Origin of the sequence: Streptomyces sp. NPDC088910, assembly GCF_044749865.1 — a bacterium.
Taxonomy (GTDB): domain Bacteria; phylum Actinomycetota; class Actinomycetes; order Streptomycetales; family Streptomycetaceae; genus Actinacidiphila.
Map to the genome: position 1 here is coordinate 502,895 of NZ_JBIVIV010000004.1, position 24,662 is coordinate 527,556.

19 protein-coding genes are annotated in these 24,662 nt (G+C 73.7%); 13 read left to right on the forward strand and 6 right to left on the reverse strand.

Features of this window, described 5'->3' with window-relative positions; translation table 11 throughout:
• The first annotated feature begins 118 nt into the window (after window positions 1-118).
• The 3 genes from ACIP4Z_RS13050 (at window position 119) to ACIP4Z_RS13060 (ending at window position 4,529) form a co-directional block, all read left to right on the forward strand.
• Window positions 119-934 carry an SAM-dependent methyltransferase gene (locus ACIP4Z_RS13050; protein WP_391050623.1) on the forward strand — a complete coding sequence of 272 codons (816 nt, stop codon included), beginning with the start codon at window positions 119-121 and terminating at the stop codon, window positions 932-934.
• A complete protein-coding gene (locus ACIP4Z_RS13055) occupies window positions 931-3,120 on the forward strand; it encodes an EAL domain-containing protein (protein WP_355347124.1) in 2,190 nt (729 codons plus the stop codon). The genes ACIP4Z_RS13050 and ACIP4Z_RS13055 overlap by 4 nt, the downstream gene beginning before the upstream one ends.
• A gap of 104 nt (window positions 3,121-3,224) precedes the next feature.
• A complete protein-coding gene (locus ACIP4Z_RS13060; RefSeq protein ID WP_401307309.1) occupies window positions 3,225-4,529 on the forward strand; it encodes an SLC13 family permease in 1,305 nt (434 codons plus the stop codon).
• A gap of 15 nt (window positions 4,530-4,544) precedes the next feature.
• Here the strand turns inward: ACIP4Z_RS13060 and ACIP4Z_RS13065 are convergent, their stop codons facing one another.
• Window positions 4,545-6,218, reverse strand: a complete 1,674-nt coding sequence (locus ACIP4Z_RS13065; protein WP_401307213.1) for a protein kinase — start codon at window positions 6,216-6,218, stop codon at window positions 4,545-4,547.
• Between the two features lie 1,110 nt (window positions 6,219-7,328).
• Here ACIP4Z_RS13065 and ACIP4Z_RS13070 point away from each other — a divergent pair.
• Window positions 7,329-8,555, forward strand: coding sequence for an acyl-CoA dehydrogenase family protein (locus tag ACIP4Z_RS13070; RefSeq protein WP_401307216.1), 1,227 nt, complete (start codon window positions 7,329-7,331; stop codon window positions 8,553-8,555).
• A 51-nt stretch (window positions 8,556-8,606) separates the two neighbouring features.
• On the opposite strand, the gene ACIP4Z_RS13075 is transcribed toward ACIP4Z_RS13070, so the two are convergent.
• Window positions 8,607-9,059, reverse strand: a complete 453-nt coding sequence (locus ACIP4Z_RS13075; protein WP_401307219.1) for a hypothetical protein — start codon at window positions 9,057-9,059, stop codon at window positions 8,607-8,609.
• A gap of 332 nt (window positions 9,060-9,391) precedes the next feature.
• On the opposite strand from ACIP4Z_RS13075, the gene ACIP4Z_RS13080 reads away from it, so the two are divergent.
• From ACIP4Z_RS13080 to fxsA, 6 genes are all read left to right on the forward strand, one after another.
• On the forward strand, window positions 9,392-10,648 hold the full coding sequence (locus ACIP4Z_RS13080) for an FAD-binding protein (protein WP_401307222.1): 1,257 nt from the start codon (window positions 9,392-9,394) through the stop codon (window positions 10,646-10,648).
• Between the two features lie 90 nt (window positions 10,649-10,738).
• On the forward strand, window positions 10,739-11,179 hold the full coding sequence (locus ACIP4Z_RS13085; RefSeq protein WP_355347139.1) for an Lrp/AsnC family transcriptional regulator: 441 nt from the start codon (window positions 10,739-10,741) through the stop codon (window positions 11,177-11,179).
• 106 nt (window positions 11,180-11,285) lie between these two features.
• Window positions 11,286-12,941, forward strand: a complete 1,656-nt coding sequence (locus tag ACIP4Z_RS13090) for an amidohydrolase (RefSeq protein WP_401307226.1) — start codon at window positions 11,286-11,288, stop codon at window positions 12,939-12,941.
• Window positions 12,942-13,640: 699 nt separating this feature from the next.
• Window positions 13,641-15,302 (forward strand): apolipoprotein N-acyltransferase, encoded by a 1,662-nt coding sequence (gene lnt / locus ACIP4Z_RS13095; RefSeq protein WP_401307229.1) that lies wholly within the window; start codon window positions 13,641-13,643, stop codon window positions 15,300-15,302.
• Window positions 15,302-16,066, forward strand: a complete 765-nt coding sequence (locus ACIP4Z_RS13100) for a glycosyltransferase (RefSeq protein WP_391050638.1) — start codon at window positions 15,302-15,304, stop codon at window positions 16,064-16,066. The genes lnt and ACIP4Z_RS13100 overlap by 1 nt, the downstream gene beginning before the upstream one ends.
• A 152-nt stretch (window positions 16,067-16,218) precedes the next feature.
• A complete protein-coding gene (gene fxsA / locus ACIP4Z_RS13105) occupies window positions 16,219-16,821 on the forward strand; it encodes an FxsA family membrane protein (protein WP_355347151.1) in 603 nt (200 codons plus the stop codon).
• Window positions 16,822-16,994: 173 nt separating this feature from the next.
• Here fxsA and ACIP4Z_RS13110 read toward each other — a convergent pair whose 3' ends face one another.
• Window positions 16,995-17,369, reverse strand: a complete 375-nt coding sequence (locus tag ACIP4Z_RS13110; RefSeq protein WP_093713023.1) for an RNA polymerase-binding protein RbpA — start codon at window positions 17,367-17,369, stop codon at window positions 16,995-16,997.
• A 256-nt stretch (window positions 17,370-17,625) separates the two neighbouring features.
• A complete protein-coding gene (locus tag ACIP4Z_RS13115) occupies window positions 17,626-18,456 on the reverse strand; it encodes a YitT family protein (protein WP_401307234.1) in 831 nt (276 codons plus the stop codon).
• Window positions 18,457-18,520: 64 nt separating this feature from the next.
• On the opposite strand from ACIP4Z_RS13115, the gene ACIP4Z_RS13120 reads away from it, so the two are divergent.
• Entirely contained in the window at window positions 18,521-20,032 is a 1,512-nt protein-coding gene (locus tag ACIP4Z_RS13120) for a PLP-dependent aminotransferase family protein (RefSeq protein ID WP_401307237.1), read from the forward strand.
• Between the two features lie 313 nt (window positions 20,033-20,345).
• Here ACIP4Z_RS13120 and ACIP4Z_RS13125 read toward each other — a convergent pair whose 3' ends face one another.
• The gene (locus ACIP4Z_RS13125) at window positions 20,346-21,974 is read right to left on the reverse strand and encodes a hypothetical protein (protein ID WP_401307240.1); all 1,629 of its coding nucleotides are present in this window, start codon (window positions 21,972-21,974) and stop codon (window positions 20,346-20,348) included.
• A gap of 192 nt (window positions 21,975-22,166) precedes the next feature.
• The gene (locus ACIP4Z_RS13130) at window positions 22,167-22,361 is read right to left on the reverse strand and encodes a hypothetical protein (RefSeq protein WP_188279792.1); all 195 of its coding nucleotides are present in this window, start codon (window positions 22,359-22,361) and stop codon (window positions 22,167-22,169) included.
• Window positions 22,362-22,607: 246 nt separating this feature from the next.
• On the opposite strand from ACIP4Z_RS13130, the gene ACIP4Z_RS13135 reads away from it, so the two are divergent.
• On the forward strand, window positions 22,608-23,252 hold the full coding sequence (locus ACIP4Z_RS13135; RefSeq protein WP_401307243.1) for a uridine kinase: 645 nt from the start codon (window positions 22,608-22,610) through the stop codon (window positions 23,250-23,252).
• Window positions 23,253-23,349: 97 nt separating this feature from the next.
• Entirely contained in the window at window positions 23,350-24,366 is a 1,017-nt protein-coding gene (locus tag ACIP4Z_RS13140; protein ID WP_391050649.1) for a GNAT family N-acetyltransferase, read from the forward strand.
• Window positions 24,367-24,662: the final 296 nt, after the last annotated feature.

The following is a 24,662-nucleotide window of genomic DNA, read 5'->3' on the forward strand; positions in this document are numbered from 1 at the left end:
GCGTGTTTCACTCCGAACACGTGATCAGTAGCCTCACAGGGTAGACAGGTGCGCGCCCGTCGGCCGAACCACCGTGTGCGACGCGCCCGTTGAGCCCGATGACCTGGAGACAGCAACCGTGACCGACCGTCCTTCCTGGGCCCCGCAGGGCATCGACCTGACGGTGCCCAGCGTGTCCCGGATCTACGACTACTTCCTCGGTGGCTCGCACAACTTCGAGGTGGACCGGGAGGCGGCGCGGCTGGCCATGCGGGCCATGCCGGGGGCGCCCAAGATCGGCCAGGCCAACCGGGCGGTCATGCACCGCGCCGTGCGCTTCGCGATGGACCGCGGCATCGACCAGTTCCTCGACATCGGCTCCGGCATTCCCACCTTCGGCAATGTGCACGAGGTGGTGCAGCGGGCCAACCCCGACGCCCACGTGGTGTACGTCGACAACGACCCGGTCGCCGTCGCCCACAGCCGCGCCGTCCTGGAGGGCAACGACAAGGCGACCATCGCCGCCGCCGACCTCCGCGACCCCGGCTCGGTGCTGGACAACCCCGAGACCAAGCGGCTGCTGGACTTCGACCGCCCCATGGGCCTGCTGCTCGTCGCCGTCCTGCACTTCCTGTCCGACGCCGACCATCCGAACGAGGTCGTCGCCGCGCTGCGCGACGCGCTGGCCCCCGGCAGCGTCCTGGTCGTCACCCACGCCACCCTCCAGTTCGGCCCCGTCCCCTCCGGACAGCGCGGCGTCCAGGCCGTCTACCAGCGCACCGCCACCCCGCTGATCATGCGCACCAAAGAAGAGGTGGAACGCTTCTTCGACGGCTTCGAACTCGTCGAGCCCGGCGTCGTCCCGCTGCCGCACTGGCGCCCCGAGGCCCCGCTCAGCGACGACGACGACCCCGCCGTACTCCACGGTCTCGCCGGTGTGGGGCTGAAAGCGTGACCGCGCTCCCGGCCGCGGCCGGAAACGAGGGCGCGCACGCGCCCGACGCACGCCCCGGCGACAATCTGCGCAGATTCGCCGCCATTTGGGCACGCGCCATCTACCCGGTGACGGTCACCTCGATGACCCGCGCCGAGTTCGAGGACCACCTGGTGCCGCTCACCCGTGTGCTGAGCGACACCCTCAGGGGCCGCCCGTTCGACCCCCGCCCGGCCGCCGAGGTCGGCACCGCCCTGGTCGCCGCGCACTGCACCGACCCCGAGGCGCTGCCCAGCATCCTCGGCGTCATCGACGCCTACCTCGTCCTGTACTGCCCGCCGGGCCCCGGCCTCGACACCGACGACTGCCGGGCCCGCTGCTCACGCCTCCAGCACGCGGTCGCCGTCGGCTTCTCGCGGGCCCTGCGCGAACGCACCCTGCGCGAGCAGGAGTCCATCATCCGCGCCGCCCTGGACGCTCAGCGCGACGCCGAAGGCGCCCTGGCCGCCAGCGAGGCCCGCTTCCGCGCCGTCTTCGAGGGCGCCGCCCTCGGCATCGGCATCGCCGACCTCGACGGGGAAGTCCTCGAGGTCAACGACGCGATGACCCGGATGTTCGGCAGCGAATCCCTGACCATGCGCCGCAATGTCACCGAGTGGGTCCACAAGGACGACGGCACCGGCACCGGCACCCGCCGGCTCAACGGCGAACTGGTACGCGGCGAACGCGACACGTACGACGTCGAGCGCGCCTACCAGCGGGTCGACGGCACCATCTTGTGGGCCAACGTCCGGGCGTCCCTGCTGCGCGACGCCACCGGCCGCCCGCAGTACCAGCTCGCGCTCGTCGAGGACGTCACGGAACGGCGCGGACTGCTGCGCCGACTGCGCCACCAGGCGACCCACGACGCGCTCACCGGACTGCCCAACCGCGCCCTGTTCTTCGAACGCCTCGACGCCGCGCTCGACGCCGACCCCGCCAACGGCACCAGCCGCATCGGCGTCTGCTACCTCGACCTCGACGGGTTCAAGGCCGTCAACGACAGCCTCGGCCACGCGGTGGGCGACCAGCTCCTCGTCGCCGTCGCCGAACGCCTCCAGTCCTGCGTCACCTCGCCCGACCAGCTCGTCGCCAGGATCGGCGGCGACGAATTCGTCGCCCTCTACACCGACCCGCCGAGCCTCGCCGCCGTCACCGCGCTCGCCGAACGCATCCTGGACGCGCTGTCCGCCCCCGTCCTGCTCGACGGCCGCGAACTGCCCGTCCACGGCAGCATCGGCATCGTCCACGGCCCCGTCGAGTCCCGGATCGCCGCCGACGTCCTGCGCAGCGCCGACATCACGATGTACCGCGCCAAGGAACAGGGCGGCAACCGGTACGAGGTCGCCGACCCGGTCGCCGACGCCCGCGCCATCACCCGGCACGGCCTGACCAACCAGCTCCCGAGCGCCCTGGAACACGACGAGTTCTTCATCGAGTACCAGCCCCTCGTCGGCCTCGACGACGGCGCCGTGCACGGCGCCGAAGCGCTGGTGCGCTGGTGCCACCCCACCCACGGCATACTCGGGCCCGACCAGTTCATCCCGCTCGCCGAAAGCACGGGACACATCGTCGGCCTCGGCCGCTGGGTCCTGGAGCGGGCCGCCCGCCAGGCGTACGCCTGGCAGAGCGAGCACATCGGCGGCGGTCCGCCGCCACGGGTCAACGTCAACCTCTCACCGATCCAGCTGCACCACCCCGAGCTGGTCCAGGAGGTCTCCCGCGTCCTGGAGGACACCGGCCTCGACCCCGCCTCGCTCTGCCTTGAGGTCACAGAGAGCGCTCTGATCGGCGCCGACGAGGACACCCTCAAGCCCCTGCGGCAGATAGTCGACCTCGGCGTCTCCATCGCCCTCGACGACTTCGGCACCGGCTACTCCAACCTGTCCTCCCTGCGCTGGCTCCCCGTCAGCGTCCTCAAGCTCGACCGCTCCTTCACCCGCGGCATGCGCGGCCACGCCGCCGACCCCGTCGACCTCAAGATCGTCGGCGGCATCGTCTCCCTCGCCCACGCCCTCAACCTGACCGTCACCGTCGAAGGCGTCGAGACCCGCACCCAGGCCGACCATCTGCGCGCCCTCGGCTGCGACACCGGCCAGGGCTGGTACTACGCCCGCCCCGGCCCGCCGGAACGGCTCCACACCCTGTCGCTGGCCGACGCCAGCTAGCCGCCTGGTCCGCCGTCACGGCTCCGCCAGCGCGCGGGGCCGTGAGAAACGACGCACTTGAGTGCGTCGGGCGGGCGTCGGGGCGGAGCCGCGCGGCCCACGTGGTGGAATCAGGCGGTACGCGAGCCCGTGGTCCGTCCGAGGAGAGCCCCCTGAACACCGCCGTCGCGGAGACGATCTCCGCCCTCGCTCTCCTGCTGGTCCTCGGCTTCGCCGTCCTGCGCCCGCGCGGCTGGCCCGAGGCGGTGGCCGCGGTGCCCGCCGCGGGACTGCTCATCGGCATCGGGGCGGTGACGCCGTCCGCCGCCTGGCACGAGACCAGGGAACTGCTGCCGGTCGTCGGCTTCCTGGCGGCCGTGCTCGTCCTGGCGGAACTGTGCGCCGACGACGGTCTGTTCACAGCGGCGGGCGACGCGGTCGCGCGGGCCTGCCGGGGCGAGCCCAAGCGGCTGCTGGCCGGGGTGTTCGTCGTGGCCGCGCTGGTCACGGCGGTGCTCAGCCTGGACGCGACCGTCGTCCTGCTCACCCCGGTGATCATCGCGACGGCCGCGCGGGCGGGCGCCAAGGCGCGCCCGCACCTGTACGCGACCGCGCACCTGGCCAACTCCGCCTCCCTGCTCCTGCCGGTCTCCAACCTCACCAATCTGCTGGCCTTCACGGCCGCCGGCGTGTCCTTCACCCGCTTCGCGCTCCTGATGACCCTGCCGTGGCTGCTGTCCGTCGGCATCGAATACGCCGTCTTCCGCCGCTACTTCGCCGCCGACCTCGCCGTCCGCGAGCACCCGCCGGAGCAGGGCGAGCCGCCGGCCGTACCGGTGTTCACGCTGGTCGTCCTCGGCCTGACCCTGGCCGGCTTCGCGGTCACCTCGCTCGGCGGCCTCAACCCCGCCTGGGCGGCGCTCGCGGGCGCGCTGGTCCTGGGCGTACGGGCGCTGCGCCGCCGCCGGGCGACGGTCCGCGGCCTGGTCGCCGCGGCCGGGCCGCTGTTCTGCCTGTTCGTGCTCGCCCTCGGCGTCGTGGTGAAGGCCGTGGTCGACAACGGCCTGTCCGACGCCGCCGACCGGGTGCTGCCGCACGGCAGCGGCCTGCTCGCGCTGCTCGGGACCGCCGCGTTCGCCGCCGTCCTGGCCAATCTGATCAACAACCTGCCCGCCGTGCTCGCACTGCTCCCGCTGGCCGCCGCGGGCGGCCCCGGCCCCGTGCTCGCCGTGCTCATCGGCGTCAACCTCGGCCCCAACCTCACCTACGCGGGCTCGCTCGCCACCCTGCTGTGGCGGCGCGTGCTGCGCGACCACGGCACCGACTCCGACCTGCGCACCTTCACCCGGCTCGGGCTGCTCACGGTGCCGCCGACGCTCATCGCCTCCACGGTCGCGCTCTGGGCGGGCCTGCGGCTCACCGGAACCTGACCGGCGCCTTCCCCGTCAGCTCCGCTTGGTGAGCGTGCTCGGGGCGCCCTCGGCCTGCGGCCCCGCCTCGATCCGCAGGGTGCGCGCGTCCGTCATGGAGACGGAGTACTCATGCCCTGTCAGACAGGTCAGCGACGAGTCGGGGTCCGTGGGCTCGGCGGCGGTGACCCGCAAGGTCATGGTGTTCCCCCGGACCTGCGCCAGCGACAGCGCCTCCGTACAGCCCCGCTCCGCCCCCGTGCCCGCCTCGGGGATGTTGCTGACGTCCTGGCCGACGGCCTCGCCGCGCGCCCCCGCGTGCAGGGTGAGCGTGACGGTGAACCGGTCGCTGCGCGGCTGGCCCCCGCTGCCGCTCGGATTACCGGGCCCCGTACCGACCCAGGTGCCGACCCACGAAGCGGGCAGCGCGTCGGCGGGCGCGGAGGTGTGGGTGCTCGTACTCGGGCCGGGACTCCCGTTGTTGTCGTCGCCGGAGCCGCGCTGCTGGTCGAGGATCACGCCGACCACCACGCACAGGGCCAGCACGCCCGCGACGACCAGTCCGACGCGGGCACCGCGGCCCATCCCCGGCGCGCGGCGCGCGGCACCCCACGGCGCGGGCTGCGGCCCGGAGTACGGCCCGGTGGGCCGGACGGGGCCCGGCAGGGGCGACGGTGTACGCGGCGGCGCGTACGCGGCGTGCGGGGGAGCGGGGGTCTGGCCTCCGGAGCCGGGGCCGCGGCCGGGCGCGGTCAGCGGCGCCGTGGGGGAGTACGGCGACGGCCCCACGGCGGCCGTCGGGTCCGCCAGCAGCGTGCGGACCCGCGCTTCTCGGCCGCGCAGCTCGTCGGTGAGGCCGGGCGGCGGGACCTCGTGCCACACGCCCGTACGGTGCCCCGCCTCCCGCAGCAGCGCCAGCGCCTCCTCGGCGGTCGGCCGGTCGGCCGGTTCCTTGGCGAGGCACGCGTGGACCAGCGGCGCCACCGCGTCGGGCAGCCCGGTGAGGTCGCCGTCCTCGTGCACGATCCGGTACATCAGCGCGGGCGTCGACGGCTCTTCGCCCGGCCGGTTGAACGGGCCGTGCCCGGTCCCCGCGTAGACGAGTACGGCCGCCAGCGCGAACAGGTCGCCGGGCTCGGCGGACGCGCCCGCGGTCGCCTGCTCGGGCGCCATGTAGCCGGGGGAGCCGATCACCCCGCCGGTCCTGGTGTGCCGGGAGTCCTCCGCGGCCCGCGCGATGCCGAAGTCGATCAGCAGCGGCCGGTCAGGGCCGAGCAGTACGTTCGACGGCTTCACGTCGCGGTGCGCGAGACCCACCGCGTGCACCGACCGCAGCGCCTCGCAGAGTTCGGCGGCCAGCGACGCCAGGGCCGGTTCCGGCAGCGGGCCGTGCGCCGAGACCCACTCGGCCAGTGAGGGCGCCGCCACGTACTCCGTCGCCAGCCACGGGGGGCGGGTGCCGGGCGGGCTGTAGTCCACCACCGCCACCGTCCACGGCGAACGCACGCGGTCCGCGTGGCGGATCTCCCGCGCGAACCGCTCCCCGAAGCCGGGGTCGAGCCCGAACTCGGACCGTACTGTCTTCAGCGCCAGTGCCCTCCCGGCGGGGGTGCGCGCCAGATAGACCTGTCCCATGCCGCCCGCGCCGAGCCGCGCGAACAGCGGGTATCCGCCGACTGTGCGCGGATCCGTGGCGTCCAAGCTCTCCATGGGCAGCAGCGTAGGGCCGCTCGCGGCCCCGTGGGAGCGTGATCGTACTCATCCGCCTCCGTCGCCGTACTCACCTGTCACTCCAGTCGTGTCTTGCTTCTTTTCCCGCCCGCCCGCCCGCCCACCCGTGCGGGTGTTTTGTCGTCTGCGGGTGCCGCTTGTGCCTGGGTCGGTGCCGGTCCGGGGCACCTCCTCGAAATGCGGCTACCTGGTACCTGTGTATCCGGTGCCCTTCTTGTCACCGCATTTCTGCGGGGGCACCCCGGCCCGTCCCCTCCCGGTACGTCGGCGTCCGCCTGCCGGTGGGGGTGGCCGGGAGAGGGGGGTGGGTGGGCTCGGGTACGTCGGCATCCGACGGTCCGCCTGGGGCGGATGGGACGGGGTGGGTGGGGGCTCGGCCCCCTGTGCGACCGACCGTCCAGCCGGGGCGGACGAGAAGGGGTGGGTGGGCTCGGGTCTGTCGGCGTCCGCCTGTCCGGTGGGGGGCCGGGGTGGGTGTCCGAGATTGTGAGGGTGCCCCGGGTGTCTTCCGCCCTGAGGGGGCGCTCTCCGTCGATCCCACGGTGGAGGAACGGCCGGGCGCCGTCGCCGGTCTTTGGGACTTTCCTCAGCCACAGTGGACCGTCGGACGCCGATGTGCCCGAGCCCATCCATCCCCCTCCCGCCTACGCGGCCGGGTCGGGGGGCGCAGGGGCCGAGCCCCCACCCACCCCCCTCCCCCGGCCACCCCCACCGGCAGGCGGACGCCGACGGGCGAGGAGGGGACGGGGCGGGGTGCCCCCGCAGAAATGCGGTGACAAGAAGGGTGCCGAATGAGCAAGGCCAGGTAGCCGCATTTCGAGGAGGTGCCCCGGACCGGCACCGACCAGGCACAGGCGGCACCCGCAGACGAAGAAAGCACCCGCACGGGTGGGCGGGCGGGAAAGACAAGACACACTCGCGCCCGTGACGTGGCGCGTCCGATCAGGCATACTCCAACGCGCCAGAACCGCTGATCACCGCGTGCCGCGACCCGGCAGGGGACCATCGGTTCATGGGCACTGCCCACCGACGGCGCCGCCACACCCAGGGCGTGCCGCCGACGCCCCCGACAGGGAGGAGCGTGCCGCGATGTCGCAGCACGGCCCGCAGCCGGTTGTCCGCCACCTGCCCACCGAGGAGGCGCGGGATCTGCTCGCGCTCACCCGGGACCTGGCCCAGCGGGAGATCGCGCCCGCGGCCGCCGCGGAGGAGGACGCGGGCCACTTCCCGCGTGAGACCTTCGCGCTGATCGGGGAGACCGGACTGCTCGGCCTGCCGTACGCGGAGGAGCACGGCGGCGGGGGCCAGCCGTACGAGGTCTATCTCCAGGTGCTGGAGGAACTGGCCGCGGCCCGCCTCACCATCGGCCTCGGCGTCAGCGTCCACACCCTCGCCTGCCACGCCCTCGCGCACTTCGGCGCCAAGGAACAGCGCGCCGAGCACCTGCCCGCCATGCTGGGCGGCAGCCTCCTCGGCGCCTACTGCCTCTCCGAGCCCGCCGCGGGCTCCGACGCGGCCAGCCTGCAGACGCGCGCCGTACGTACCGGCGGCGGCGCGGACGGCGGCGGCGCGGACGACGACGGCGCGGACGACGACGGCGGGAACTGGACGATCGACGGCACCAAGGCGTGGATCACCCACGGCGGGGTCGCCGACTTCTACACCGTCCTGGCCCGCAGCGGCGGCGACGGCGCGCGCGGCATCTCCGCGTATCTGGTGCCGGGCGACGCGCCGGGCCTGAGCGCCGCCGCGCCCGAGCGGAAGATGGGCATGAAGGGCTCGCCCACCGCGCAGGTGCACTTCGACGGCGTGACCGTCCCCGACAGCCGCCGCATCGGCGAGGAGGGCCAGGGGTTCGCCATCGCGCTGGCCGCGCTGGACGCCGGGCGGCTCGGCATCGCCGCCTGCGCCGTCGGCCTGGCCCAGGCCGCGCTGGACGCCGGTCTCGCGTACGTCAAGGAGCGGCGCCAATTCGCCCGGCCCCTGGCCGACTTCCAGGGGCTGCGCTTCATGATCGCCGACATGGCCACCAAGATCGAGGCGGGCCGCGCCCTGTACCTGGCCGCGGCCAGGACCCGCGACGCCGGTCTCGACTTCTCCCGGCAGGCCGCCATGGCCAAGCTCTTCTGCACCGACGCGGCGATGCAGGTGACGACGGACGCCGTCCAGCTCCTGGGCGGCTACGGCTACACGGCCGACTTCCCCGTGGAGCGGTACATGCGCGAGGCCAAGGTGCTGCAGATCGTCGAGGGCACCAACCAGATCCAGCGCATGGTGATCGCCCGCCACGTGGCGGGCCCCGAGTCGCGGAGCTGAGCGGTCGCCCGGCGGCGGGCGGTACCCCGGCGCCCCGGTCGGGGCGCCGGATCAGGCCGCGCGGGGCGCCGGTACCCGGAAGGGGCGCGAGCCGGGGCCGCCCACGTGCGAGAAGGGCTGGGTGCGCCAGTCCAGGGTGTCGGGCAGGACCAAGAGGGTGCCGAGGTCGAGGTCGTGGACCTCGCCGGGCAGGGAGCCGTCGAGGGGGCGGGCCTCCTCGACGGGGCGGCCCGAGCCGGAGCAGACGGTGAGGCCGAAGGGGTTCCACGGCGTGGGGCACAGGGCGTGCTCCGGAAGCCGGTCCTCGTCGGCGAAGACCGCGATCGGCCGCGCGCACTCCGGGCAGTCCACCCGGACCAGGTCGAGATCGTCCTCGAACGAGTCATCCGTGTCGTCGGCGTCCGGCAGTCCCGGCAGCAGCGCGAGCGCGAATTCGCGTTCGTGCCCCTCCTCGGGCGCCGGCTGGGTCCGCTCACTGCGGTTGTGGCGCACATGGTTACGCATATTCGCGTCTCCCCCATCGGACGGATGTGCCCTCCATCGGGCCGGCCCGGCGTCAATCCCGCGGCCATAGCGAGCACTTCCCGCCGCGCTACGCGGGTAATCACGCCATCGACCTCATAGGGATGCATGGGGTGTGGCCTTCGTCACATCCCGCCTTTTGGCCGGTCCATGCGCCCTCGCCATGCCTCCGCGCACCCCTCGTGCCCCCGCGCGGCATCTTGCGGGAGTGCCGGATAAGGTGCGAGCGGGCGTGGCCGGGCAGGGCCCCGCCGACCGGTGGAAGCGGCTCGGCAGAATGCGTGGCGACGTGATGCGTGACGGGTGGCGGCGTAATGCGTGACGGTGGGATGCGGACCAACTGGGCCGGGAACATCACCTTCTCGGCGGAACGGGTGCACCGCCCGGAGTCGACCGGCGCCCTGCGCTCCCTGGTCGCCGCGAGCCGCCGCGTGCGGGTGCTGGGCAGCGGCCACTCCTTCAACGACATCGCCGACACCGACGGCGCCCTCGTCGAACTCTCCGGCCTGCCACCGGAGATCGACATCGACACGGCCGCGGCCACCGTCCGCGTCGCCGCGGGCGTCCGCTACGCCGAACTCGCCCAGCGGCTGCACGAGTCCGGCTTCGCGCTGCCCAACATGGCGTCGCTGCCGCACATTTCGGTGGCGGGCAGCGTCGCCACCGGCACCCACGGCTCCGGCAACGCCAACGGCGGCCTCGGCACCTCCGTCAGCGCCCTCGAACTCGTCACCGCGGACGGCGAAGTCGCCGTGCTCAGCCGGGACAAGGACGGCGACCGCTTCGACGGCGCCGTGGTCTCGCTCGGCGCACTCGGCGTCGTCACCGCCCTCACCCTCGACCTGGTCCCCGACTTCGCCCTCCGCCAGCACGTCTTCACCGGACTCGAACTGGCCGACCTGGACGGCCACTTCGACGCGATCACCGGGGCCGCGTACAGCGTCAGCATGTTCACCGACTGGCGCGCGCCGCGCTTCGGGCAGGTCTGGCTCAAGCAGCTCGCCGCCGCGCCCGCGCCCGAATTCCCCTGGGCCGCGCCCGCCACCGGGCCGATGCACCCCGTCCCCGGCGCCGACCCGGTGAACTGCACCGCGCAGCAGGGCGTGGCCGGCCCCTGGCACGAGCGACTGCCGCACTTCAGGCCGGGATTCACCCCCAGCAGCGGCGCCGAGTTGCAGTCCGAATACCTGCTGCCCCGCGAACACGCCCTGCCCGCGCTCCACGCCCTCGCCGGGCTCGGCGCCGACATCGCGCCGCTGCTCCAGATCTGCGAAGTGCGGACCGTCGCCGCCGACCGGCTCTGGCTCAGCCCCGCCTACGGGCACGACTGCGTCGCCTTCCACTTCACCTGGGTGCCGGACACCGCCGCCGTCCTCCCGGTCCTCGCCCGCCTCGAACAGCGCCTCGCGCCGTACGCGCCGCGCCCGCACTGGGGCAAGGTCTACGTCGCCGACGCCGCCGAGGTCAGGTCCCGCTACCCCCGTATGGCGGACTTCCGGGCGCTGGCCGCCGAGCTGGATCCGGGCCGCACCTTCAGCAACGCCCACCTGGACCGGCTGCTGCCCGCGTGAGCGCGCCGGCGACACCCGGCGCGGGATGTGACCGAACCGTGCGCATGCATACGTAACGCGGCGCTGTGCCTATGGGTAAGGTCATCCGCTATGGAGGAGTTGGACCGGCACATCGTGGAACTTCTCGTCGCCGACGGGCGCATGAGCTACACCGACCTGGGCAAGGCCACCGGCCTGTCCACCTCGGCGGTGCACCAGCGTGTGCGCAGGCTCGAACAGCGCGGCGTGATCCGCGGCTACGCGGCCATCGTCGACCCCGAGGCGGTCGGCCTGTCCCTGACGGCCTTCATCTCCGTCAAACCGTTCGACCCCAGCGCCCCCGACGACATCGCGGACCGCCTCGCCGAGGTCCCCGAGATCGAGGCGTGCCACAGCGTCGCGGGCGACGAGAACTACATCCTCAAGGTGCGGGTCTCCGCCCCCATCGAGCTGGAACACCTCCTGACCCGGATCCGCACCCTCGCGGGCGTCTCCACCCGCACCACGGTCGTCCTGTCCACGGCGTACGAGGCCAGGCCGCCGCGCGTCTGAGCCGTGAGTCCGGCCGCCGCCGACCCGCCGTCACGGGAGGCGCGCAGGCGCCGGGGGCGCCACCCCGGAGTCCGGCGCGCGCCCCGACCGGGGGAGACTTGTGCCCATGCACCGCACCTCCTCTCCGCAGCCCCCCGCCACCCCCGCGCCGACCGGAACCGTCCTGCTCCGCGGCGGCGCCGTCTACAGCCCCGCCGACCCCTTCGCGACCGCGATGGTCGTGGACGGCGGCACTGTCGCGTGGGTCGGTTCCGAAGGGGCCGCGGACTCCTTCGCGGACGGCGTGGACCGTGTCGTCCAGCTCGAAGGGGCGCTGGTCACCCCGGCCTTCACCGACGCGCACGTGCACACCACCGCCACCGGCTTCGCCCTCACCGGCCTCGACCTGTCCGGCGCCGCGTCGCTGTCCGACGCGCTGACCCGTACGGCCGCGTACGCCGCCGAGCGGCCCGTCGACCGCGTGCTGCTCGGCCACGGCTGGGACGAGAGCCGGTGGCCCGAGCGGCGCACACCGACCCGCGCGGAGCTGGACGAGGCGGTCGGCGGACGACCCCTCTACCTGACCCGTACGGACGTCCACTCGGCCGCCGTCAGCACCGCGCTGCTCGACCTGGTGCCCGGCGTCCGGGACGAGCCCGGCTTCGACCCGCAGGCGCCGCTGACCCGCGACGCGCACCACGCGGTACGCCGCGCCGCGTACGCCGCCGTCACCCCCGCCCAGCGCGCCGCCGCCCAGCGCGCCGCGCTGCTGCACGCCGCGGAACAGGGCATCGGCGCGCTGCACGAGTGCGCGGGCCCCGACATCTCCTCCGAGGACGACCTCACCGGCCTCCTCGCGCTGGCCGCCGCCGACGCCGGGCCGCGGGTCTTCGGCTACTGGGCGCAGGCCGCGTCCGACCCCGCCGACCTCGACCGGGTCAGGGACCTCGGCGCGATCGGCGCGGGCGGCGACCTCTTCGTGGACGGCTCGATCGGCTCCCACACCGCCTGCCTGCACGCCCCGTACGCCGACGCGCCGCACACCGGCGTCAGCTACCTGGACGCCGAGACCATCGCCCGCCACCTCACGCTCTGCACGGAAGCGGGCCTCCAGGCCGGTTTCCACGCCATCGGGGACGCGGCGATCGGCGCGGTCGTCGACGGCGTACGGGCCGCCGCCGCGGCCGTCGGCCTGGAACGCGTCAGGGCACTGCGGCACCGCGTGGAGCACGCCGAACTGATGACCCCCGACACCATCGCGGCCTTCGCCGAATTCGGCCTCGTGGCCTCCGTGCAGCCCGCCTTCGACGCGGCCTGGGGCGGCGAGGACGGCATGTACGCCGACCGGCTCGGCGCCGACCGGGCCCGCGACCTCAACCCCTTCGCCGCCATGACCCGTGCCGGGGTGCCGCTGGTCCTCGGCTCCGACAGCCCCGTCACCCCGCTCGACCCCTGGGGCGCCGTCCGCGCCGCCGCCTTCCACCGCACCCCCGAGCACCGCGTCTCGGCTCGCGCCGCCTTCAACGCCCACACCCGTGGCGGCTGGCGCGCCATCGGGCGCGACGACACCGGCGTCCTGGTCCCCGGCGCCCCCGCCGACTACGCCGTCTGGGACAGCGGCGACCTCGTCGTCCAGGCCCCCGACGAGCGCGTCGCCAACTGGTCCACCGACCCGCGCTCCGGCACCCCGGGCCTGCCCGATCTCACCCCCGGACGCCCGCTTCCGTCCGCCCTGCGCACCGTCGTCGGCGGCCGTACCGTCTTCGAGCGGCCGAACGGGTGACCATCGCTCGGCACATGCGGCCGAACGGTGTGCCCTCGGCCTGTCGCGGCGTGTCGCAGGGCCCCGCACTGACCTGCTGATTTGGCGAAACCCCGCAGGTCAAGGGGGTGTTGACAGCCGATGGTCGGAGGCGAGTAGGTTCGGCCAAGTCCACCACAGGACGTCGGACCGGGGGCCCTCCGCGGTTCTGTCGACCGCCGCTGGGCCATGGGGCGCCGCGCCGCACGTGCACGCCGCCACTGGCAGCCAGGTCCAGCGTCAGCGGCGCCGGAACGCGTACGCGCCCCGGTCGGCAGGTGTGACCCGGGAAGGGCCCGGACGCCCAGTAGACAACGGCCTTGGTACTGACCCGCAGCCAGCGGGTCCCAGGTCGGCCCGAAGGGCGTCCGGGCCCGTTCCGTTGCCCTTCCGCAGTCTGGGGGTCCCCCCGGACGGAGTCTGGGGGAGGGTCCCGCGTTGGCCCGAAGGGCGTCCGGGCCCGTTCCGTTGCCTTCCCGCAGTCTGGGGGTCCCCCCCCCGGACGGAGTCTGGGGGAGGGTCCCGCGTCGGCCCGATGGGCGCCTGGGCCCGTTCCGCTGCCCTTCCGCTCCCTGTTCCGCGGCCTGGGGGTCCCCAGACTTCGTCCGGGGGTGCCCCCAGGCGGGTGGGGCGGGGTACCGTCGCCTTCATCACCACTTCACCTGCAAGAAAGGCCGCGACGTGCGCCCGCGACCCGACACCGTTTCCGCGGCGACCGCGGTTGAGCCGTTGACGGAGCCGTCAGCGGCGCCAGGGGTTGGGGCGGAGGGGAAGGCGTCGCGCCGCGAGCGGTTCGCGGCGGCGGCGCGGGCGGCCGCGCCCAGGTCGGCTGTGGCCGCGGTGAGCGGCTGCGCGCTGGCGCTGGCGTTTCCGCCGTACGGGGTGTGGCCGCTGTCGGTGGTGGCGGTGGCGGCCCTGGCACTGGTGCTCGAGGGCAGGACGGTGCGCCAGGCGGCCTGGCTGGGCTTCGCCTTCGCGTTCCCCTTCTTCCTGTGGCTCCTGGTGTGGCTGCGCTCGGTGATCTGGCTGGCCGTACCGCTGCTGTCGGCGGTCGAGGCGGCGTACCTCGTGCTGATGGCCGCGCTGATCGTGCTCGCCCGGCGGCTGCCCGGCTGGCCGCTGTGGACCGCGTGCCTGTGGGTCGCACAGGAGCTGGTACGCGACCGGCTGCCGTTCGGCGGCTTCCCGTGGGGGCGCCTGGCGTTCGCCAACACCGCCTCCCCGTACACCCCGCTCGCCGCGCTCGGCGGCGCCCCGCTGGTGACCTTCGCGGTGGCGCTCAGCGGCACGCTGCTGGCCGCGGCGGCCCTGGCCGGGTACCGGGCGTACAAAGCCCGCCGCGCCGCCGTTCTGCCGGGCGTGACCGCCCTGGCCCTGTCGGTGGCCGTCCTGCTGTCCGGCCTGCTCGTGCCGGTGCACACCAATGCCGTCGGCCACGTGCGCGTCGCCGTCGTCCAGGGCAATGTGCAGCAGCCCGGCATGCACTTCCTCGGCCGACCGATGCAGATCCTCAACAACCACGTACAGGCCACCCTCAAGCTCGCCGCCGACATCGAGGCGGGCAAGGTGCCCAAGCCCGACATCGTGCTGTGGCCGGAGAACTCCTCCGACCTGGACCCCTTCACGTACCCGGAGGCGTACGACAAGATCACCGAGGCCGTGAAGGCGGTGGGTGTGCCGGTGCTGGTCGGCGCCCTGGTCGACGGCCCGGACGAGGACCACGTGCAGAACGAGGGCATCGTGTGGGACCCGGTCACCGGCCCCGGCGCCCACTACACCAAGCAGCACCCGGTGCCGTTCGGCGAGTACGTGCCCTTCCGCAAGGCGCTGACCAAGGTCGTCCCGATGCTCAACCAGATCCCGCGGGACTTCTACCCCGGCAAGGGCACCGGCGTGATGCGGATCGGCCCGGCCGAACTCGGCGACGTGATCTGCTTCGAGGTCGCCTACGACGGCATCGTGCGCGACACGGTGAAAGCCGGGGCGCGGGCCCTGGTCGTCCAGACCAACAACGCCACCTACGGCCGCACCGGCCAGCCCGAACAGCAGCTCGCCATGTCCCGGCTGCGCGCCGTCGAGCACGGCCGCGCCATCGTCACCGCCGCGACCAGCGGAATCAGTGCGATCGTCGCTCCTGATGGCAAGATCGAACAGCAGAGCGCGGAGTTCACCCAGCAGGTGCTGAGTGCCGACATCCCGCTGCGCGACGAGATCACTCTCGCCGACCGCGTCGGTACGTTTCCTGAGTGGTCACTCGCTATTGTTGGGCTCCTGTCCTGTGCGGTCGCCTTCGCGCTCGGCAGGCGCGACCGCACACGCATGGGCATGGCAAAGGGGCAGTAGTGAACGACGGCGAGCAGCGGAGCTTCGGGCCGCTCGGCAAGGTTCTGGTCATCATCCCGACCTACAACGAGGCCGAGAACATCAAGCCGATCGTGCAGCGGGTGCGCACGTCGGTACCCGACGCCCACATCCTCGTCGCCGACGACAACAGCCCGGACGGCACCGGGAAGCTCGCCGACGAGCTGGCGGGCGCCGACGAGCAGGTCCACGTCCTGCACCGGCAGGGCAAGGAGGGCCTGGGCGCGGCGTACCTCGCCGGCTTCCAGTGGGGCATCGACCACGGCTACGGCGTCCTGGTCGAGATGGACGCGGACGGCTCCCACCAGCCGGAGGAACTGCCCCGGCTGCTGACCGCGCTCAAGAGCGCGGACCTGGTGCTCGGTTCGCGCTGGATCCCGGGCGGACGGGTCGTCAACTGGCCGAAGTCCCGCGAGTATCTGTCGCGCGGCGGCAGCACCTACTCCCGGCTCCTGCTGGACGTCCCGATCCGTGACGTGACCGGCGGCTACCGCGCCTTCCGCAAGGAGACCCTGGAAGGTCTCGGCATGGCCGAGATCGCCTCGGCCGGCTACTGCTTCCAGGTGGACCTCGCCTGGCGCGCGGTCAAGGGCGGCTTCCACGTGGTCGAGGTGCCGATCACCTTCGTCGAACGCGAGCGCGGCGACAGCAAGATGAGCCGCAACATCGTGGTCGAGGCGCTGTGGCGGGTCACCGCGTGGGGCGTGGGCTCCCGGGCGGGCAAGATCGTCGGCCGCAAGCCGTAAGGCCGCTCACGGCCCCCTGAGCCCCTTCGTGGGGCATGCGGGGGCGGGACGCGCGGACGTGCGCACGGGCGTCCGCGGGAATCCCCCGCGGAAGCCGAAGAGGGAAGCGTCCACCGATCCGGTCTTTACCCGATCTTTGGCACACTTGAGCTATGACGATGAGCACTCCGCCCTCTGTCCGTCCGCAGCAGCCCGGCCCGCGGCGACGGCGCCGTTCGCGCGTCCGCACCATCCTGCCGCTGGCCGTCGCGGCCTGGGCGGTGCTGGAGATCTGGCTGCTCATCGTGGTGGCGGGGGCGACCAGCGGGCTGACGGTCTTCCTGCTGATCGTCGCCGGGCTGATACTGGGCGCGAGCGCGGTCAAGCGGGCCGGGCGCAGCGCGTGGCGGAATCTGACCGCGCAGGTGCAGGCCGCCCAGGCGCAGGCCGCGCGGGACCCGAACGCGGCCCCGACCCCGCCCGCCGAGAGCAAGGGGCGCAACGGACTGGCGATGCTCGGCGGCTTGCTGCTGATCATCCCCGGCTTCCTCTCCGACGCCGTGGCGCTGTTCCTGCTCTTCCCGCCGACACGCAGGCTCATCGGCAAGGGCGTCGACCGGCTCAACGCCCGCGCCCTCGCGGCGCGGCCCGCCGCCGGGGAGCCCGGCTCCGTCGGCGACCTCTTCCAGCAGGCGCGGGACGCCAACGAGCAGATCCGGATCCACAAGCCCGACGGCAAGGTCATCCAGGGCGAGGTCGTCGACCACCGGGACTGATCACGCGCGCGGGTCCGGCGGTCCGCGCCCCGCGGATCTCGGGATCAGCGCCGCGCCACGCAAAAACCCGCCGGGGGCGGAGCAGGTGCTCCGCCCCCGGCGGGGAAGTGTCGGGGGGCCTTGGTCCCCGGGGAGGTGATCCCTGGGGCGCCCCCATGGGTGAGCCCGCGCTGTCAGGCGCTCTTGCGGTTGTCGCGCGGATGCACGGCGATGTTCATCGCTCCGGAGCGCAGGACGGCCAGCCGTTCGGCCAGCACCTCCTCCAGCTCCTCGAGCGTGCGCCGCTCCATCAGCATGTCCCAGTGCGTGCGCGCGGGCTTGGTCGTCTTCTCCTCCGGGCCCTCTCCGTCCACCAGCAGGGCGGTCTGGCCGCAGGCGCGGCACTCCCACTCCGGCGGAATCTCGGCCTCAACCGAGAACGGCATCTCAAATCGATGTCCGTTCCGGCATGCGTACTCAACGGTCTGGCGCGGGGCCAGATCGATACCGCGGTCGGTCTCGTAGCTGGTGGCCCCGAGTCGCGTGCCGCGGAGAGCTCGCTCACTCATGAATCGTGCCTCCCGGGCTTGGTCGCCCACAGGACAGGTGTCGCTGTCGTCGTCATCCGGTCAACGTCCGGTCGGCGGTGAAGATTCCCGTTTAGGGAGATGCGTCGCCCGTCGTGTCGCCCCTGTTTGTACCCACCGGTGCCCGGTTTGTCACATCTGAGCGGAGATGTCACCCGGTGTCGTCATATCTTTTGCGTGCAGTAACGGTCAAGCTGCTGGGCCAACCGCGTACACTACCGGTCCGCACCGCCTCCGGCTAAATCGGATCGACCGCAGCACGTTCGGGCGCGTCCCGACGAATCACCGCAGAAGCGGGCATTACGTCCGGGGTCGAGCCCGCGTCAGCACCCGAATTCGTATCCGAATTCGCCTCCCCGTCCCTGGTCGCGTCCGTGGCCCCGTCCCTGTTCGCGTCCTTGGCCACGCCCGGACCCGGCGCTCCCTCCGGTTCCGCGAAGGCCCGCAGGAAGAATTGCGCGAGCGGGCCGATGGCCAGCGCGTAGAGCACCGTACCGACCCCCACGCCGCCGCCCAGCGCGAAACCGGCGGCCAGCACGGTCACCTCGATGCCGGTACGCACCAGCCGTACGGAACGGCCGGTCCTGCGGTGCAGGCCGGTCATCAGGCCGTCGCGCGGTCCGGGGCCGAAACGGGCGGTGATGTAGAGGCCGGTCGCCAGGCCGTTGAGCGCCACCCCGGCCACCAGCAGCGGGACGCGTACGGCCAGGGCCTCCACGTGCGGCACCAGGCGGCAGGTCCCGTCCATCGCCAGGCCCACGACGAAGACGTTGGAGACCGTGCCGAGTCCGGGGCGCTGCCGGATCGGCCACCACAGGAGGAGAACGGCCGCGCCGACGACAATGGAGACGACGCCGATGCTCAGTCCGGTCAGCCGGGACAGCCCCTGATGGAAGACGTCCCACGGGTCCAGGCCGAGCGCGGCGCGGATCATCAGCGCTGAGCTGGCCCCGTACAGGACCAGCCCGACGTAGAGACGGACGAGGCGGCGGTACGGGACCGGCGAGAGCGACGGGTGCGGGAACGACGAGAACAACGGAACCCCCCTGGCGGACGTGTTGGCGCACATGCCACTCTGTGGCCTGTAAGTGCTTCGGATCCACGGCCAATCTGTGGAAGGTGGACTGATTTCTGTGTCCCAGTGGACTGCGACGGTCGGCGCCGCGCACCTCGCCCGGCTTCTCGAACCGCGCCCGCGAAGCGGCCGCGGCGCCGGAGCGGCGGCGGGCCACGGGCGGAAACTGCCCGCCTACCGGGGGCTGGCCGACGGGATCAGGCTGCTGGTGCTCGAAGGCCGGGTACAGGTCGCCGCGCGGCTGCCCGCGGAACGGGAACTGGCTCTCGCGCTCGGCGTCAGCCGGACCACCGTCGCCGCCGCCTACGAGGCGCTGCGCGCCGAGGGGTTCGCCCGCTCGCGGCGCGGCGCCGGAAGCTGGACCGCGATCCCCGACGGCCATGTGCTGCCCTCGCGCAGCCTGGAGCCGCTGCCGCCGGACGCCGCCGGGTCCGTGATCGACCTCGGCTGCGCCTCGCTGCCCGCGCCCGAGCCGTGGCTGACCCGCGCCATGGAGGGCGCGCTCGCCGAACTACCCGCCTACGCCGCCACGCACGGCGACTTCCCCGCGGGGCTGCCGGTGCTGCGCGAGGCCATCGCCGACCGCTACACCGCGCGCGGTGTGCCCACCATGCCGGAGCAGATCATGGTGACCACCGGGGCGATGGGCGCCATCGCGGCGGCGGCCCGGCGGCTGGTCGGCTTCGGCGAACGGGTCGCCGTCGAGTCGCCCAGTTACGCCAATGTGCTGGAGCTCTTCCGCGAGACCGGCTCCCGGCTCGTGCCGGTCACGCTGCGCGAGGGGCTCGGCGGCTGGGACATGGACGCCTGGCGGCGCGTGCTGCGGGACGCCGCGCCGCGCATGGCGTACGTCATGCCGGACTTCCACAACCCGACCGGCAGTCTCATCGAGGAGGACCAGCGGCGCGACCTGGTCGAGGCCGCGCGCGCGGCGGGCACCGTCGTCGTGGCCGACGAGACGATGGCCGAACTCGTCCTGGACGGTGAGGAGTCGGGGGTGCGGCCGATGGCCGCCTTCGACCGCGGCGGCACCGTCATGACCGTGGGCTCCGCCAGCAAGGCGGTCTGGGCGGGGCTGCGGATCGGCTGGGTCCGCACCACCCCGGACGTCGTACGCCGCCTGGTCTCGGCCCGCGCCTACCTCGACATCGGCTCGCCCGTCGTCGACCAGCTCGCCGTCGCCTGGCTGCTGCGCGGCGGCGGCTGGGACCTGGCCCTCGCGGCTCGCCGCGAGCGGGCCCGCGAGTGTCGCGACGACCTCGTCGCCGCCTTGCGTGAGCACACTCCCGACTGGGACTTCGCGGTGCCCCGCGGCGGTATGACCATGTGGGTCCACACCGGTGACGTGTCCGGCTCGCGGCTGGCCGTCGCCGGTGAACGGCTCGGTGTCCGCGTGCCGTCCGGGCCGCGCTTCGGCGTCGACGGCGCCTTTGAGCCGTACATCCGGCTTCCCTTCACCGTCAGCGGGGCCGCCGCCGTTGAGGCTGCCGCCCGGCTTGCCCAAGCCGCCCACGTCGTCCGCTCCGGCGGCGCCGCCGACGGCGAAACCACCGGCCTCTTCGTGGCCTAGGGCCTCCGGCCCGCCTCCTCGTTCCCTGCCCTTGCGCAGGGCCCGCCTTGGGGGGGCGCCCCCCCTTGCGATGCCCTTGCGCAGGGCCGTGCTTTGAGGGGCGCGGGGAACTGCGCGCCCAGCCACGACGGGCTGTTAGCCCGGACACGACAGCAACTGCCCCGCTGGGGCCGGTTCTCACAGCTCGCCGCCGCGACGGCTGGTCGCGCAGTTCCCCGCGCCCCTACGGGGCACGTCCCGACGTACGGACAGCGGGCCGCCGCGCGGCCAAGAAGAGCGGCTCACCGTCTCGCGCGGCGGGGCGTAGGGGGGGCTAGCCGAGTTCCAGGTCGGCGACGGTGCGGACGACGGCGTCCTTGCGGAGGGCGACGGGGGCCGGTTCGAGGACGGCGGGAGAGGACTCCTCGGGCTCGGGGACCTCGACGGAGTCGGCCTCGGCTTCGGAGGTGGTGGGGAGGAGGCCGAGGACGGCGTCGCGGTGCGACTGGGCGCACTCGTCGTCGTAGGGGTCGGGAGTGGAGGGCACCTGGAGGCGCAGGACGGGCCCGGTGCCGAGCCGGGCGTACCCGCGGCCGGGGGGAACATCGGCGGCCGGGGTGGTGCGCTGCGGGGCGCCGAGAACGGCCTCGACGTGCTCGGGGGCGAGCGGCCCGAGGACGACCCGGGCCCGGGTCTGGGCGATCACGACGGGCGCGAGCGCCTCCGTGGCGTCGAGCTGGTCGGCGACGGCGACGGCGACATTGGCCGCGCGCCCGTGCCGCAGCGGGACGTCGAGGAGAGTCTGCGGGTCGGGCCGCCCCTCGGCGAGGGCGAGCTGGGTCAGCGCGGTGGGCCGGTCCACCAGGATCCACAGCGGACGGCGTACGTCCTCGGAGACCGGATCGCCGTTCTGCCGCGCCCGGTTGACGGCGATGAGCCGCCGTTCCGTCTCGTGCGCGGCCCACTCGAGGGTGGCGGAGGCGCCGGACAGGCCGCCCTCCACGGCGAGGACGCCGGGCCGCCCGATCAGGGACGCGTACTCACCGGTGCCGCTGCCGTCCACGACCACCACGTCACCGTGGACCAGCGCCTGGAGCGCGATGGACCGCAGCAGGCTGGTGGTGCCGGTGCCGGGCTGGCCGAGCGCCAGCAGGTGCGGCTCGGTGGAGCGGGGGCCGGTGCGCCAGACGACCGGCGGGGCGTCCCTGGTGCCCTCGCCGCCGGTCACCGGCACCGTCCGCTGGACGGCACCGGCGTCGGTGAAGCCGAGGACCGTCTCGCCGGGCGAGGTGATGAAGCGCTGCGCGACGATGTCGGTCGGCAGCGGCGGCAGCGCGGTGAGGGTGAGGTGGTTCTCCTCCTCGTTCCAGTCGAAGCGGTACTCCCGGCCCCGGCCCGCCTTGGCGTGCAGAAGCTGCTCCACCCGGGCGCGCGACTCGGCCTCGCCGTCGGTGAAGTACGCCGGGTAGCGCAGGTGCAGCCGGGCGAGCCGACCGCCCTGGAACTCGTACTCGCTGAACACCTTCTCCCAGCTTCCCTCGTGCGCGTACAGCGGCGCGGGGTCCCCGGCGTCCGACAGGTACGGCACCAGCGCCTCGTACAGCGCCTGGAGCCGGCCGGTCTCGGCCTCGCTCGGGCCCGCCGGGGCGGCGGGGGTGCGGTCGCGGCCCATCCACGCGGCGGACGCCATGATCGCGCCGATCGCCAGCAGCGGGCCGTACGGCATCATCACGACGACGACCACGCCCGCGGCGGCCAGCAGCAGCGCGGGGCCGCGGCGGTCCTTGGGGGTGCGGCCCCACCAGCCGCCCGCCCACAGCACCTGCTTGCGCATGCCGCGGGCGATGGTGATGACCGGATGGAGCACGTCGGTGGCGCTGTCTGCCGCGGTGCGCGCCAGATCGCGCCCGCGGACGAGCGCGGGTCGGCTGGTCAGAATGCTGGGAAGGGGACGCCTGGCCACGGGGTGCTCCATGGGTGGTTCGGGTTCGGGCTTCGGGTGCGGGAAGGGCCGCGTGGGGAAGGGCGGCGCCCTGAGGGTGCGGCGGGGGGACGGGCGGCGGCCGGAATGGACACGGGCCCGGAGCGGACGACCGCGCCGGGCCCGTACTGGAGTGGCCGCCCGCCGGCGACGGCCAGGTCCCGGGCCGGGGCCCTAGACCTTGATCCCGCCCAGCAGGCTGGCCAGGCTCGCGCCGCCCGCCTTGATGCTCGGGGCGATGGCCGTGCCCGCGAGGTAGAAGCCGAAGAGGGCGCAGACGAGGCCGTGGGACACCTTCAGCCCGTCCTTGCGGAAGAACAGGAAGCAGATGACGCCGAGAAGGACGACGCCGGAGATCGACAGGATCATTGGGCTTTCTCCTGGGTGATGGGGACGGTCACCATGAGTTCTTCCAGGCTCACAAAAAGTAATAGATCACGCACGGTGGCAAATGAGTGATTTGTAGCGAATTTCCACCATGTGGGGGAGGCGGCGAACGGTGCCCGGCGCGAGCATTGCCCGCCAGGACCGGTTCATGTGCCCATCGCGCCCCCCGCCCCGCTCCTGGCGCAGTGAAGTCGCCCGAACGGGTGACGGCGGTGCAGGATGGCCGGTGTGCAGCTCACCCCGATCACCTGGTCACGGCTGGCCGACACCCTCGCCGAGCGGATCGCGGACGCGACCGCGGGGGTGAGCGCGGACGGGCCGGGGCCCTGGTGGCGGGTGGCCGTGGACGGCGCGGACGCCGCCCGCCCCGGCGATCTGGCGGACGCCGTCGCCGCCGCGCTGCCCGCTCTCGGCCGCCGCGTGCTCCGGGTGCGCGCCGCCGACTTCCTGCGGCCCGCGTCCCTGCGCTACGAGTACGGCCACCAGGACGCCGACGCGTACTACCAGCTCTGGCTGGACACCGGCGCGCTGCGCCGCGAAGTGCTCGACCCGCTCGGCACCGGCGGCTCGGGCCGCGTCCTGCCGACGCTGTGGGACGCCGCCACCGACCGCGCCACGCGCGCCGACTACGTGCGCCTGCCGCCCGGCGGCGTCCTCGTACTCGACGGGCCGCTGCTCCTCGGGCAGGGGCTGCCGTTCGATCTGACGGTCCATCTGCGGCTGTCCCCGGCCGCGCTGGAGCGGCGCACGGCGCAGGCCGACCGGTGGACGCTGCCCGCATTCGACCGTTACGACCGGGAGGCGATGCCGGAACAGACCGCCGATGTCCTGGTACGTGCCGACGACCCGAGACACCCCGCCTGGACAGGCTGAACGACCCTCGCGCGTAAGCCCGTTGACCTCCCGGCCGCCGCCGGTCCGGCCTCGCCTTGCCGTGGGACCGCGCACCCCGCTAGCGTCCCCATCCACCATGACTGTCGCCATCGCGCCGCTGACCACCGAGCACATACCCCAGGCCGTGCAGCGCTACGACCGCTGGTTCGCGCGCGCCCGCCGCCCGCCGTCGCAACGGTCGTGGCTCGCCGACGGCCCTGTGCGCGGTGAGGAGCTGCTGGGCAAACTGATCGGCGTTCCGGGTCTCGAGGCCGCCCGCGCGCTCGACGGCGACGGCGGCCTGATCGGACACCTCGCCGCCGTCCCGGTGGACCTCACCCAGGACGACCCGGCGGGGCTGCGCAGCCACCCGCACTCCGCGCTGGTCCCGCACGGCGGTCACGCGCTGCCCGGCGGACGCGAGTCGGAGGTGCTGCGCGCGCTGTACGCCCGCGTCGCGGCCCGGCTCGTCGCGGAGCGACGGCTGGTCCACTACGTCGACGTGCCCGCGGGGGAGACCGCCACCCTGCCCTGGGCGGACCTCGGCTTCGGCCGCGAATTGGTGCACGGTCTGATGGCGGTCAAGGCGCGCGGGCGCCAGCCGCGCGGCGTCGAAGGGCTCGGCATCCGGCGCGCGGGCGTCGGCGACCTGCCGCAGATCGGCCGGATGGCCGCCGAGTCCTCGCGCAGGCAGCGCGAGTCCGCGGTGTTCCAGCCCCAGCCGGAACGCGCGCTCGCCGCCCTGCGGGTCTACTACGCCGACGCGCTCGGCGACCCGCGCAGCGGCGCCTGGATCGCCTCCCGCAGGGGCGAGGAAATCGGCATGGTGCTGCTGGTCCCCGCCACGCCCGACCCGGTGATCCCCGAGTCCTGCGTGGAGCTGGCCGAGGCGTACGTCGAACCCTCCGCGCGCGGCGAGGGCGTCAGCCGCGTCCTGCTCGCCACCGCGCTGGCCTGGGCGTACGACCACGGCCACCGCTACATGTCGGCCCGCTGGCACTCCGCCTCACCGCTGGCGGCGGGGCACTGGCCCGCGGTCGGCTTCCGGCCGGTCGCGTACCGGCTCAGCAGGTCGCTCGACGGCCGGATCGGCGGCTCGCCCGGCAGCTACTGATATCCCCAAGTAGCGTATTAAATCGGGCATTTAGGCGTGATGTGGCTCACTCGGCCGGTCCGCAGTGAGCGGCATCACCTCGGGAACACGGTCCGATTCCCCCGATGTACCCACTGTTCCCGATCCGGGCGGTTTGTCACCAGGAATCGGTCACGGAGGCACGGACGGTGAGCGGCCCGCACACGCAGCGGTGACGGCGGACGACCGGGAGTGACCGCGCCCCGCGCGGTGCGCCCGACGACGATCACGGTTGGTTGCCCGCCGCTCGGCCGGTCGTTTAGCTTCGCCTCCTGCGG